This window comes from Burkholderia sp. SR8 (assembly GCF_052851275.1).
In genome coordinates, this window is sequence record NZ_JAULUC010000003.1 from 243,565 (window position 1) to 256,146 (window position 12,582).

Annotated in this window: 12 protein-coding genes and 1 pseudogene; 10 read left to right on the forward strand and 3 right to left on the reverse strand. The window is 69.2% G+C overall.

Going from position 1 to position 12,582, the window contains the following annotated elements; translation table 11 throughout:
• Positions 1-190 precede the first annotated feature (190 nt).
• Positions 191-1,087: a LysR family transcriptional regulator gene (locus Q3A80_RS05275; RefSeq protein WP_446328012.1), complete on the forward strand. Its 897-nt coding sequence runs from the start codon at positions 191-193 to the stop codon at positions 1,085-1,087.
• A gap of 133 nt (positions 1,088-1,220) precedes the next feature.
• Positions 1,221-1,853 carry a LysE family translocator gene (locus tag Q3A80_RS05280; RefSeq protein ID WP_446328013.1) on the forward strand — a complete coding sequence of 211 codons (633 nt, stop codon included), beginning with the start codon at positions 1,221-1,223 and terminating at the stop codon, positions 1,851-1,853.
• A 93-nt stretch (positions 1,854-1,946) separates the two neighbouring features.
• Here the strand turns inward: Q3A80_RS05280 and Q3A80_RS05285 are convergent, their stop codons facing one another.
• Positions 1,947-3,632: a purple acid phosphatase family protein gene (locus tag Q3A80_RS05285; RefSeq protein WP_446328136.1), complete on the reverse strand. Its 1,686-nt coding sequence runs from the start codon at positions 3,630-3,632 to the stop codon at positions 1,947-1,949.
• A 306-nt stretch (positions 3,633-3,938) separates the two neighbouring features.
• On the opposite strand from Q3A80_RS05285, the gene Q3A80_RS05290 reads away from it, so the two are divergent.
• From Q3A80_RS05290 to Q3A80_RS05310, 5 genes are all read left to right on the forward strand, one after another.
• The gene (locus Q3A80_RS05290; protein ID WP_446328014.1) at positions 3,939-4,238 is read left to right on the forward strand and encodes a YXWGXW repeat-containing protein; all 300 of its coding nucleotides are present in this window, start codon (positions 3,939-3,941) and stop codon (positions 4,236-4,238) included.
• A 221-nt stretch (positions 4,239-4,459) separates the two neighbouring features.
• Positions 4,460-5,203, forward strand: coding sequence for an RNA polymerase sigma factor (locus Q3A80_RS05295; protein ID WP_446328015.1), 744 nt, complete (start codon positions 4,460-4,462; stop codon positions 5,201-5,203).
• Entirely contained in the window at positions 5,200-5,625 is a 426-nt protein-coding gene (locus tag Q3A80_RS05300) for a hypothetical protein (protein WP_446328016.1), read from the forward strand. Before Q3A80_RS05295 ends, Q3A80_RS05300 begins: the two co-directional genes overlap by 4 nt.
• Positions 5,622-6,125: a periplasmic heavy metal sensor gene (locus Q3A80_RS05305; RefSeq protein WP_446328017.1), complete on the forward strand. Its 504-nt coding sequence runs from the start codon at positions 5,622-5,624 to the stop codon at positions 6,123-6,125. Before Q3A80_RS05300 ends, Q3A80_RS05305 begins: the two co-directional genes overlap by 4 nt.
• Positions 6,126-6,291: 166 nt before the next feature.
• Positions 6,292-7,137, forward strand: a complete 846-nt coding sequence (locus Q3A80_RS05310) for a GNAT family N-acetyltransferase (protein ID WP_446328018.1) — start codon at positions 6,292-6,294, stop codon at positions 7,135-7,137.
• A gap of 16 nt (positions 7,138-7,153) precedes the next feature.
• Here the strand turns inward: Q3A80_RS05310 and Q3A80_RS05315 are convergent, their stop codons facing one another.
• Positions 7,154-8,077: a DMT family transporter gene (locus Q3A80_RS05315; RefSeq protein ID WP_446328019.1), complete on the reverse strand. Its 924-nt coding sequence runs from the start codon at positions 8,075-8,077 to the stop codon at positions 7,154-7,156.
• A 282-nt stretch (positions 8,078-8,359) separates the two neighbouring features.
• On the opposite strand from Q3A80_RS05315, the gene Q3A80_RS05320 reads away from it, so the two are divergent.
• The 3 genes from Q3A80_RS05320 (at position 8,360) to Q3A80_RS05330 (ending at position 11,189) form a co-directional block, all read left to right on the forward strand.
• On the forward strand, positions 8,360-9,763 hold the full coding sequence (locus tag Q3A80_RS05320) for a DUF1800 domain-containing protein (RefSeq protein ID WP_446328020.1): 1,404 nt from the start codon (positions 8,360-8,362) through the stop codon (positions 9,761-9,763).
• A gap of 2 nt (positions 9,764-9,765) precedes the next feature.
• Positions 9,766-10,929, forward strand: a complete 1,164-nt coding sequence (locus tag Q3A80_RS05325; RefSeq protein ID WP_446328021.1) for a DUF1501 domain-containing protein — start codon at positions 9,766-9,768, stop codon at positions 10,927-10,929.
• A gap of 74 nt (positions 10,930-11,003) precedes the next feature.
• On the forward strand, positions 11,004-11,189 hold the full coding sequence (locus Q3A80_RS05330) for a YXWGXW repeat-containing protein (protein ID WP_446328022.1): 186 nt from the start codon (positions 11,004-11,006) through the stop codon (positions 11,187-11,189).
• 106 nt (positions 11,190-11,295) lie between these two features.
• Here the strand turns inward: Q3A80_RS05330 and Q3A80_RS05335 are convergent.
• A pseudogene (locus Q3A80_RS05335) lies at positions 11,296-12,497 on the reverse strand (tyrosine-type recombinase/integrase).
• Positions 12,498-12,582: the final 85 nt, after the last annotated feature.

Below are 12,582 nucleotides of genomic sequence, written 5' to 3' on the forward strand. Positions count from 1 at the left end.
GCGTTCCGGTTCGACGCTGAATCTTACCCGAGCACCGCGCGGAACATCGCGGCCGGTGACGGGGGCCGGCAATCGCGGACGCCGGAATTGCGTCGCGGTCGTCGCCGGATATCGGCGCCGTCGTTCAATATCGTTCATGATGTGCGACGCTGTCATGTGAAAGATAGATGCGTCGAAACAAGGAGGTGAGATGACGCTTGCGCAGTTGCAGGCCCTGGCGGCCGTGGTCGAACTCGGTTCGCTGACGGCCGCGGCCGAGCGGCTCAGCCGCAGTCAGTCGGCGATCAGCCATGCATTGACCGAACTGGAGGACCTCACCGAGGTCAAGCTGCTGTTGCGCGACCGCCAGCCGGTCGTGCTGAGCGCGGCCGGCGAGCGCCTGTGGCCGTACGTGCAGAACGTCGTCCGGGAAGCGCAGACACTGCGCCAGCAGTTCGGCCTCGCGCGCGGCAAGCTCGAAGGGCGGCTCGTGGTGGCATCGCTGCCGAGCGTCTCGCTGGCATTCGTCGTGCCCGCGCTCGAGGCGCTGAAAGCCGCGCACGACGGCGTGACGGCGGTATTGCTCGAAGGCACGGACGCGGAAGTCGAAGGGTGGCTCGAAGACGGCACCGCCGACATCGGCGTGGTCGCGGGCACCAAAACCTTCGCGCACAACCTGCCGCTGCTCGACGAGGACTTCGTCGCGGTGGCGGCGCACGGGACGTTCGACGGCCGCAAGAGCGTGTCGGCGAAACTGTTGTCCACGATGCCGTTCGTTTTCTCGAAGGCGGGGTGCGGGCCGGTCATCGCGGACTACTTCGCGCGCAACGGCGCATCGCTGCGCGCCGCATTCAACGTGGTCGAGATGCGGACGATCCTGTCGATGGCGGAGGCGGGGATGGGCGTGTCGATCGTGCCGCGCATCACGCTCACGTACACGACCTTCGGCGGACGGGTGCTGGAGCTGTCGCCGAAGCTGCAGCGCTCGGTGCGGCTGTCGTGGAACGCGACCGGCAACGCGGTCGCCGATGCATTCGTGAAACTGGTCGAGGCACGGCGCGCGAAGGCAGGAAAAGCAATCCGGACGCGGGCGAAGAAGGAGAAGTAACGCGCCGGCAGCGGAGTACGGCGCGATGAAGCGGGTTCATGCGGGGCTTGCAGTTTATTCATGCCTTCACCGTCCGACATGAAATATATTGTTCGACGTTCGTCCCGACTTCATCACCCGAAGGAGCCCGCCCGTGCCGGCCTTGCCCACCCTGATTGCTTTCGGACTCGTGTCGCTCGGCATGGTGCTCACGCCGGGGCCGAACATGATCTATCTGATTTCCCGTTCGATCTGCCAGGGCCGCCGCGCGGGGCTGGTGTCGCTCGGCGGCGTCGCGCTCGGGTTCGTGTTCTACATGTTCTGCGCGGCATTCGGCATTACCGCGCTGGTGCTGACCGTGCCGTATGCGTATGACGCGCTGCGTGTCGCCGGCGCGCTGTATTTGCTGTATCTCGCGTGGCAGGCGCTGAAGCCGGGCGGGCGCTCGGCGTTCCAGGTCCGGCAGTTGCCGCACGACAGCGGCGCGAAGCTTTTCACGATGGGCTTCGTCACGAACCTCGCGAATCCGAAGATCGCGGTGATGTATCTGTCGCTGCTGCCGCAGTTCATTGCGCCGGGACACGGCAGCGTGCTCGCGCAATCGCTGGCATTGGGCTGCGTGCAGATCGCGGTCAGTGTCAGCGTCAATGCGCTGATCGCGAGCATGGCCGGTTCGATCGCCGGGTTTCTTGCCGATCGGCCGGGCTGGGCGCGCGTGCAGCGCTGGTTGATGGGCACGGTGCTGGCGGGGCTGGCCGTGCGCATCGCGCTGGAATCGCGAAACTAGCCGCAGCGCGCGCCGCACCGGCTGCGCGCATTCTCCCGATCGGCGAACCGTAGCCGCCCGCCGCACGACCGCACGCCGCGGGCGGCCGCCGCCTCAGCGCTCGCCGCGCTTCTTGCTCAGCTCGATCGTCTCGAACAGCTCGTACTGCGCGGTCGGGTGCTGGTCCGCGCCCGGCGCGTGGTAGTAGCGCATCGTGATCGTCGTGTGGCCGCCCGGCTTGCCGGGATCGTGGTCGAACACGGCGATCCCGTAACCGGTGCCCGTATCGCGGCGCGCGGACCAGATCGCATCTTCCAGCGCGTCGGCCGGCTTGCGCACGAACGTGTTCGGCGCGGCGCCGGGCACCGGCCGGTTCGGCTTCGTGAAGACCTTCGCCTGCGCGTAGCCGGTCGCCGCGTTCTCGCCGTACACGTCGAGCGGCGCGCTGGTGCCGCCGCCGCCGAGAATCAGGTGGATCGTCCCGTGGCTCGTGTCGAACGTCGTGCGGTTCGGATCGGTCGAGCCGACGGGGCGCGGCTGCAGCGTCTCGACCACTTCGCCGGTCGACGCATCGACGCCCGCGCGGTGATTGCAGCCGCGCACCGGGTAGCTGCGCTCGTAGTCGTGATCGTGGCCGCACAGCACGAGGTCGACGCCGTAGCGGTCGAACAGCGGCAGCCATGCTTCGCGAATGCCCTTGTCCGAGCCGTTGCCCGTCTTCGACGAACTCAGCGCGTCCTGGTGCATCTGCACGACGATCCAGTCGATGTCGTCATCGTGCGCCGCGTGACGCAGCGTGTGCTCGAGCCAGCGCGTCTGCTCGCCGTTGCTGTAGCCGCGCACGTAGAACGACGTGCCCGGTTCGATCGGCGGCCGGCCGGTGCTCGCGGCCGGCACCAGCGGATCGGGGCCGCCGACGAACGCGGCGGCATCCTGGTACACGACGTCGTCGGCATCGAGCGAGATGAACAGCACCGAGCTCACGCGGAAGCTGTACCAGCGGCCCGGAAAGCGCGTGCCGTTCTCGGGCAGCGTGTAGCGCGCGAGATACGAGTCGAGCCCCTGCGGGCCGTTGTTGAATTCGATCTCGTGATTCCCGGGGCACGGCATCCACGGGCGGTTCGCGGCCGACGTCTGGTTGTTGTTGCCGAAGTCGCGCCACACTTCCGGCTGATGCGCGGGGTTCAGGTTCGCATAGCAGAGGTCGCCGTTCAGCAGGTGGAACAGCGGCTGGAACTGCTCGACGGCCTGCACCGCGAAGCGGCTTTGCGGCGACGACAGCACCCACGCGCCGTTCGGCGTCGCGAGGTCGCCGTAGCTCGTGAAGCGGAACGGTGCGCGTCCGCGCGGCGCGGTCGTGAAGGTCGCGGCGAACGGCTGCGCGGCGTTGCTGTCGTTGTCGGCCGTGAGCTCGTAGCGGTAGCGCGTGTTCGGCTTCAGGCCGTGCACGCGTGCGTGATACGTGAACACCGTCTCGCCGTTCAGGCCATCGGTGTAGAGGCGCTGCACGCCGTGCACGGTGCGGGCCGGCTCGCCGTCGGCGACGATGCGCGCGCGCGGATTGACGGCCGGTGCGAGCGACGCCCATGAGATCGCGACCTCGGACGCCGGGTCGCTGCCCCACGTCAGGTGCACCTGCTCGGGTGTGCCGTCCGGCGTCGACGCGGCGGCACGGGCCGCTGCGAGTCCGCCCGCGGCGGTGGCGAGGCCCGAGACGCCGGCCAGTTTCAGGAAGCCGCGACGCGATACGGAAGCGGCCGGCTCGTTCGGCTCGGCGGGGAAGTTGTCCTGGTTCGACATGATCGTATTTTCGTTGAATGGCATGCGAGATGCGGAACCGCCCGGCCGTGCGCGAGCGCGTCCGGGGCGTGGGCCGGAAACGAGCGGGATCCCGGTGACACGCATTGTCGAAGCGCAGTTTTGCCGCGTTGTGACAGACGGTAATCAAGCGACGGATCGTGCGCGTCTGCGAGCGTGCAGGGCGCGGTCTGCGCGGCGGAAATTTTTTTGCAGGCGTCGCGACGGATTCGGCCCGGATGCGCCGTTTAACGCATGAACGGCCCTGGCGGGCACGGACATTCGATACACGATGCTTCGGAGTCTTGCATGAAACTTTCCATTTCATTACGGTTGGCTGCGGGATGCGTAGCGGCGCTTGCGACGTCCGCCGTCTTCGCGCAGGCCGTCATCGTCGCGCCGGTCGCACCGCCGCCGCCGCGCGTCGAGGCGATGCCGGCGCCGCGCGCGGGCTACGTGTGGGATCAGGGCCACTGGCACTGGCGGCATGGCCGCTACGTTTGGATCCCCGGGCACTGGCAGGCGGTGCGTGCCGGCTACCGCTGGGTGCCGGGGCACTGGGTCGCGCGCGGTCCGAACTGGCGCTGGGTGCCGGGACACTGGGCGTGACGCACGCGATGCCGCGCGATGGGCAACGCCCGCTGCGGCCGCACGCCATCCATGCAATCTCGCGAGTCGAACCATGCGCTTCCGAACCATCGTGATCCTGGCGGCCGCAGCGGTCGTGCTGGCCGGTTGTGTCATCGTGCCGGCGCGCCCGGTGTATTACCGGCCCGCGCCGGTCGTCGTATATTGAGCGCGCCGGCCGGCGCGCGATCGACGCGAGCGACATGCCGTTCGAACCGGATAGCGACGAAACCGATGGAGCCGGCGTCGCGCGCGTCGCATCGCGTGCGGCCGACGCGCCGGCCCGATGCATGCAAGGAGAGCACGACGATGAGCTTCATCCGGATGGCGGATCTGTCCGCCGGCAGCCTGCTGCGTTCCGGCCGCGCATTGCGGAGCCGCTCGCGTTGAGCGACGCCGATCCGGACGCGGAACTCGTCGCGCGGGTCGGTGCGCGCGACGCGTCGGCCGTGCGCGTGCTCGTCGCACGCAAGCTGCCGCGTCTGCTTGCGCTCGCGACGCGCATGCTCGGCGACCGGAGCGAAGCCGAAGACGTCGCGCAGGAAACCTTCCTGCGGATCTGGCATCACGCGCCGCGCTGGCGCAGCGGCGAAGCGCGCTTCGACACGTGGCTGCATCGCGTCGTGCTGAACCTGTGCTACGACCGCTTGCGCGGGCGCCGCGACGAGCCGGTCGACACGCTGCCCGACGTGCCGGATCCGCAACCGGAGCCGGCCGCGCACGCGGAGCTGCGCTCGCGCGACGTGCGCGTGCGCGATGCGCTTGCCGCGTTGCCGCCGCGGCAGCGGGAAGCACTCGTGCTCCAGTACTATCAGGAGATGTCGAACGTTGAAGCGGCCAACCTGATGGGCATCACCGTCGATGCGCTGGAAAGCCTGCTCGCGCGCGCGAGGCGCAACCTGCGTGCGCAACTGGCCGGCGATTCACCTAGCGAGGACAAGCGATGACACCCGAACGATTCCGTACCATCGTCGCCGCGTACGGCGCGGATGCGCGGCGCTGGCCGCAGGCCGAACGCGCGGCGGCCGAAGCGTGGGCGCAAGCGCATCCGCGCGATGCGCTGGAAGCGCTCGACGAGGCCGCCGAGCTCGATGGCTGGCTGATGCACGATACGGTCGCGCCGCCCGCGCCGGCGCTGGTCGAACGCATCGTCGCGACGGCGCCCGCGCCGGCGCCGCGGCGCACGCGCGGCCGACGCACGGTGTGGTGGTCGGGCGCCGCGTTCGCGGGCGTCGGGCTGGCCGGCGCGCTCGCCGGTGCGGTGGCCGTGTCGATGCTGATGCTCGGCAGCGCGCCGATCGCGCAGCACGAACCCGGCTATCTGACGACGACGTTCGGCGGCCCGAGCGTCGACGGAGGCGACGAATGAGCGAACGCGGCTGGAAATGGATTCTCGTCGGCTCGGTCGTGCTGAACGTGTTCATGCTCGGCGCGGTCGGCGGCGGCGCGTATCAGTGGTTCTCGACTCATCGCGATCTGCGCGGGGCCGCGACGCCCGGACAGCGCACGGCATTGCGTTTTGCCGCGGACGAATTGCCCGATGCGCGGCAACGCGAGTTCGCGGCGGCACTGAAGGCGGCGCGCAAGGACGGCCGGGATTTCGCGCGGGAAGGGCGCGACGGGCGGATCACGGTGCTGGACTTGCTCGCCGCGCCGCAGCTCGATCGCGCGGCGATCGATGCGGCGCTCGATCGGACGCGAGCGGCCGATAGCGCGTTACGTGCGCAGGTCGAGCGCAGTGTCGTCGACTTCGCGGCGACGCTGACACCGGACGAGCGCGCGAAATTCGTCGACGGCTTGCGGCGCAGCGGTAACTGGCGGTTGCCCGCGAAGTTGCAGCAGAAGCGCGATGCGGCGGGGAGCCGGTAAGCAGTGTCGAGTGGCGGCATGTCGCGTTTGCCGATCGCCAAACGATGCGTGTCGCGCGTGTCGCTCGCGCGCGCTTGCGGGATTATGATGATCCGATCGGCAGCAGCGGCGACGTATTCACCGCAACGCGCGCGGCAATCACGCGCGCGGCGACAGGGAGCGAACCATGGATCGCAGCGAAGACTTTGTCGTACGCACGATGTCGGCCGACGAGATCGCGATGTCGATCGAATGGGCGGCGGCCGAAGGGTGGAACCCCGGGCGGCACGATTCGCATTGCTTCAGGAGCGCGGATCCGGCGGGGTTTTTCGTCGGTGTCTGGCGCGGGGAGCCGGTTGCGAGCCTGTCCGCGGTCGCCTATGACGAACACTTCGGCTTCATCGGTCTCTATATCGTGAAACCCGCGTTTCGCGGCCGTGGCTTCGGCATGCGCGTGTGGCAGCACGGCATGCGCTACCTCGGAGACCGCAACATCGGTCTCGACGGCGTCGTTGCACAGCAGGCGAACTACGGGAAGTCGGGGTTCCGGCTCGCGTATCGCAACATCCGCTATCAGGGGCGCGTGACCGGCATCGGGTGCGCGCATGCGGTAGCCGCGGCCGATGTGCCGTTCGAGCAGTTGCTCGCGTACGATCGCCAGTGTTTTCCGGCGGCGCGCGAGCGATTCGTTTCCGCGTGGATCGTGCAACCGGATGCCGTTGCGCTCGCAACCATCGACGCCGGGCGCGTCGCGGGATACGGTGTCGTGCGCCGCTGCCGGATCGGCTGCAAGATCGGCCCGCTGTTCGCCGATGACGCGGACATTGCCACGGGGCTGTTGCGCGCGCTGGCGGCACGCATGCCCGGCGAGACGATCGTGCTCGACGTACCGGACACGAATCCGGCGGCCGTCGCGCTCGCGGAGCGGCACGGGATGTCGAGTGTCTTCGAGACTGCACGCATGTATACGAAGGAAGCGCCCGCGATCGAGATCGATCGCGTGTTCGGGGTGACGTCGTTCGAGCTGGGATGATCGATCGCCGCGAACGTCAGGTTCGAGCGTTCACCGCCGGTACCGGTTGTGCGACGTCGCGAGCCGCGCGTTGCCGGCCGATCTGCAACATTGCGATCCCGACGAGCACCAGCGCGATCGCACTCGCTTCCAGGATGCCCACGTGTTCGCCGGCTGCCCAGCCGAGCAGCAGTGCAACGGTCGGCGTGATGTACGTCGAACCCGACGCCGCGACGGGCCCGAGTTCCTGCAGCAGATGGTAGTAGAGCAGGTAAGCGACGCCGGTCCCCAACAGGCCGAGCCCAACCGCGACGCCGGACGCGGCGCGCCAGTCGTGACAGATGCGGTCGATTCCGGTGAAGTCGGTCAGCACGGCAAGCATCAGCAATGCCAGGCCCATCTGCCAGGTCACCAGCGCGAGCGGCTGCAGGCCGGACGGCGACAGGAAGCGCTTCACGTAGACGTATGAAAGCCCGAGGATGATCGCGCCTGCCAGCATCCACGCGACGCCAGCGGGATCGACCGGATTTCCCGCACCTTCCCACGGGCGCGCGATCAGCACGATGCCGGCGAACCCTACGACGACGCCCGCTGCCATCAGACCATTCAACTTCTCGGTCCGGAGGAACAGCAGCGAGAAGATCGCGGTGAAGATCGCGATCGAGCCGCCGAGCACGCCCGCGATCCCCGACGGAAGCAGCGCCGTGCCTTTCACGATGGCCACGTAGTACAGCGCGGTCGCGACCGCCGCCATCACGAAAAAATGCGGCAGATGCCGGGCCTGGCTTCGATGGATCGCGCGCCGACGCCACGCGGCGAACGCCAGCGGCAGAAAACCGAACAGCACGCGCAAGAAGGCGATCTGCATCGGGCTGATCCAGGCTGCCGCCCATTTCATGTAGATGAAATTGGATCCCCAGATGAGGCCGAGAAGAACGAAAGTAACTCTGGTCAGTTTCATGGCGCCCGCCTGATCGGCTCACGAGATGGACCGTCAGTTGATCAGGTACGGAAACGGGCGGATAGAACAATATCGGCATCGCGACGACGGATCGCGACATCATGCTTCGGGATCCTCGGGAATGTACGCGCTGCGTAGCCGCGCGACTGGCCTTCGCCGGTTGAAAGCAAACGGCAAGCCGTGCGCAGCCTCGGCGGCCAGGCAAAAAATATTTCGCAGTTCCGCGACGGATTTCCCGGCTCGCCCCGTTAAACACGGGTACGCATCGCGAGAACGCACGTCATGGACCACCCGAACGACATCTCACCGGCGGCGATCGCGCTGAACCGCTTCGGTCTGGGCGCGCGCGCCGACGAAGCACCGCCCGCCGATCCGAAAGCGTCGCTGCTCGCCCAGTTCGACCGTTACGACGCACGGCCCGCCGCGTGGGCCGGCGAACCGGATGCGGTCGCGCTCGCGACACGCTTCGCCGATGCACGCAACGCGATGCCGACCGGCGATGCGGCGGCAAAGCGCGCGACCGCGCAAGCGATCCGTCGCGCCGGTTACGACGCGTATCGCAGCGCAGTCGCGGCGCGACTGAACAGTGCGCTGGATACGTCCGCGCCGTTCGTCGAACGCCTCGTGCATTTCTGGGCGAACCATTTCGCGGTGTCGGTCGACAAGGGGCAGGTCGCCGCGTACGCGGGCGCATTCGAGCGCGACGCGATTCGCCCGCACGTGCTCGGCCGCTTCGACGACATGCTCGTCGCCGTCGAGCAGCATCCGGCGATGCAGCTGTTCCTTGACCAGGCACGCTCGGTCGGCCCCGACAGTCCGGCCGCGCTGCGCGCCGAAGCGCGCAATCCCGCGGCGCGACGCGGCCTCAACGAGAACCTCGCGCGCGAAATCATGGAGCTGCATACGCTCGGCGTACGCACCGGCTACACGCAAGCCGACGTGACGGAATTCGCACGCGCACTGACCGGCTGGAGCATTGCCGCCGGACGCGGGCCGCAGCCGGACGATGCGGCGCCCGGCGCGTTCGTGTTTCGTCCGGCGCTGCACGAACCGGGCACTCGTACGGTAATGGGCCGTACGTACGATCAGCCGGGCGAAGCGCAGGCGCGCGCGATCCTCGGCGACCTCGCGCGTTCGCCGGCGACGGGCCGGCATATCGCGTTCCAGCTAGCCCGCCATTTCGTCGCGGACGATCCGCCGCCCGCGCTCATCGACCGGCTTGCGCGCGCATTCGAGGCGAGCGGCGGCGATTTGCCCGCGGTCTATCGCGCGCTCGTCGATGCGCCGGACGCGTGGTCGCCGGTCAATCGCAAGTTCAAGACGCCGTGGGAGTGGGCGGTGTCGTCGTTGCGCGGGCTCGGCTGGCGCAATACAGGCGAATTGGGCGACCTGAAGGCCGCGCCGTTGCTCGCGCAACTCGGCCAGCCGGTATGGCGGCCCGGATCGCCGGCCGGCTACGACGACGTCGCCGCGAGCTGGGCGGCGCCCGACGCGCTGGTGCGCCGCGTCGAGATTGCGCAGCGGCTCGCCGCGCGCACGGGCGACCGGCTCGATCCGCGCACGCTCGGCAAGACGCTGCTGGCGGGCTCGCTGAGCGCACCGACGGCGACTGCGTTGTCGCGTGCCGAAAGTGTGACCACATCGCTCGCGCTGCTGCTCGTGTCGCCCGATTTTCAACGGAGATGAACATGGCTCGATCGGTTACCCGCCGCCAATTCCTCAGCATCGCCGCCGCGGGCGCCGGCGCGATCCTCGTCGCGCCGCGCATCGTGTTCGCGAACGTCGAGACCGACCGGCGCTTCGTGTTCGTGATCCAGCGCGGCGCGGCCGACGGACTGAACATCGTCGTCCCGTATGCGGAGCCTGCGTATGCGTCGCTGCGCGGCCCGCTCGCGATCGACGCAGCGGCGGCGACCCGCCTCGACGGCACGTTCGCGCTGCATCCGTCGCTCGTGCAGACCGCGCAGCTGTATCGCGACAAGCAGGCACTGTTCGTCCATGCGATCGCGTCGCCGTATCGCGACCGCTCGCATTTCGACGGCCAGAACGTGCTCGAGACGGGCGGCCGCGCGCCGTACCAGGTGAAGGACGGCTGGCTGAACCGGCTCGCCGCGATGTTGCCGGCCGCGCGCGAAAGCGCGATCGCATTCGCGCCGACCGTGCCGCTCGCGTTGCGCGGCAGCGTGCAGGCCGCGTCGTATGCGGCATCCGGATTGCCCGCTGCGCCCGACGATCTGCTCGCACGCGTGTCGGCGCTTTACGAGGCCGACGCGCAACTCGGCCCGCTATGGCAATCGGCGATGGCCGCGCGCGGTCTCGCCGGCGACGCGCATGCGCGCCAGGATCCGGCGGGCGTCGGCAAGCTGGCCGCGACGTTTCTCGCGCGCGACGATGGCCCGCGGATCGCGATGATCGAAACCGGCGGCTGGGACACGCACAGCGCGCAGAACGCGCGACTCGCGAATCAGCTGAAGGCACTCGACACGATGCTCGCGGCGTTGCGCGACGGCCTCGGCCCGGTGTGGCAGCAGACGACGGTGCTGGTCGCGACCGAGTTCGGCCGCACGGCCGCGGCGAACGGCACCGGCGGCACCGACCACGGGCAGGCGTCGGTCGCGATGCTCGCCGGCGGCGCGGTCGCGGGCGGCCGCGTGATCGCCGACTGGCCGGGCTTGCGGCCAAGCGACCTGTACGAAGGGCGCGATCTGAAACCGACCGCGTCGCTCGATGCGCTGATCGCGGGCGCAGCCGCCGAAAGCCTGCGGCTCGATCCGGGCCGTACCGTTGCGACGCTGTTCGCTGAAAGTGGTGCAACGCGGCCGATGACGGCGCTCATTCGCGGCATGGCGTGATGCGCGGCAAGCGCGAAAGCGCGTCGACGCCTTGACGCACCGCCCAACCGATTACACGACGGAAAGACATGAAGATGAAGACCCGATCCGTATCGCTTGCCGCCCTCGTGACGGCGACCGCAGCGCTGATGTCCGCATGCGTGGTCGAACCGGCGCGGCCGCCGCCGCCCGCGCCCGGTTATCGCTGGGCGAAGGGCCATTACCGCTGGGCTGGCAACCACTGGGCGTGGGTGCCCGGGCATTGGGTGGCCGTGTATTGACCGGATCTGCGCGGCGGGGTGCCGTGCAGTCGACGGCAAAGCGGAGCGGAAGCGCACCCGCACCTGTGCCCGCAAATTGAACCGTGCTGCGCGCCGGCCCTGCGAACTACCATCCGATCCGGTGTTTCTCCTCGGTTTCGCTGTGCCGCCAGTCGTCGTCCGCGTGCAGATACTGGCTCGTCGTCGTCAGCGACACGTGCCCGAGGTTGTCGCGCACGAGCCGCAGGTCGACGCGGCCGTCCGCCATGTGCGAGCCCGCACTGTGGCGCAGCCAGTGCGCGGACGCCTGTTCGAGCACGCGCGCCTGCGCTTCGCCGTCGTCCTGTTGCGTGCGCAACCGGTCGGCTGCGAACCCGAACACCTGCTTCACGATCCGGTGCAGCGCCGCGCGCGTGAGCGGCTTGCGCGTGTGACCGGCCGGCAGCACGAGCGGCGTAGGCTCGCCGTCGGCCGGCAGCGCGGGCAGGCCGTGCGCGCGCCGGTAACGCGCGAGTTCGTCCATCATTTCCGCGGTAGCCGGCACGAGCCGTTGCCGGCCGCCTTTGCCCGTCACGTCGAGCCACCAGCGATCGCGTCCGTGCGCGCATCGCGCCGCGCGAAGAATTGTCCCATCGTCGTGTCGGCGGCCTCGGTGATGCGCAGCCCGCCGAGATACAGCAGCGTGAACACCCAGCGCGCGCGATCCGCATGGAACGCAGCGCGCGCATCGTCGCGCGGCATCGCGGCGATCGCATCCTTGACCGCCTGCCACAGCGGCGGCGCGAGATGGCGCGTGACGCGCGGCGCGGGCCGCCGTTGCCGCTGCCGCGACAGCGCAAGCGCAAGCGGATTGCCGGCCAGATAGCCGGCCTGCACGAGCCACGAGAACATCACGTTCAGGATCACCATCGCCTGCCGCTGGCTGGCCGCCGACAGCGGCCCGTAGAACGGCCGCCAGCGCGGGTCGCCGCGCGGATGCTTGCGGCCGCCGTTCGCGCACCACACGTCGGCCGGCGCGGGCGCGAGCAGGAATTGCCGATAGACGACGAGGTCCTCGTGCGTCAGCGACGACAGCGGCTTGCCGCACGCGATCACGGCCCACAGCAGCAGGCGCTCGGCTTCCTTGCGGTAGTTCTGGAACGTGGTCGGCGTATCGACGAAGCGTGCGAGCCAGGCGCGCACCGCGTCGAGATCGTTGGTCGCGGCGATCTGCGGATGCGCGCCGTTCGAACGGTTCGTACCCGCGCGTCCGTCGAGCGCGGCCGGCACGCTCAGCGCATCGATCGGCAGCGGCCGCAGCGCGGCGTCGGACGGAACGGGTGAAGTCATGCGAAGCAGGGGCGCGGCGCGGCCGCGGCCGCGGACGGGCGCAGCACGCAGCGCGAAGCGTACGAGGAAGCGCCGATGGTAATAC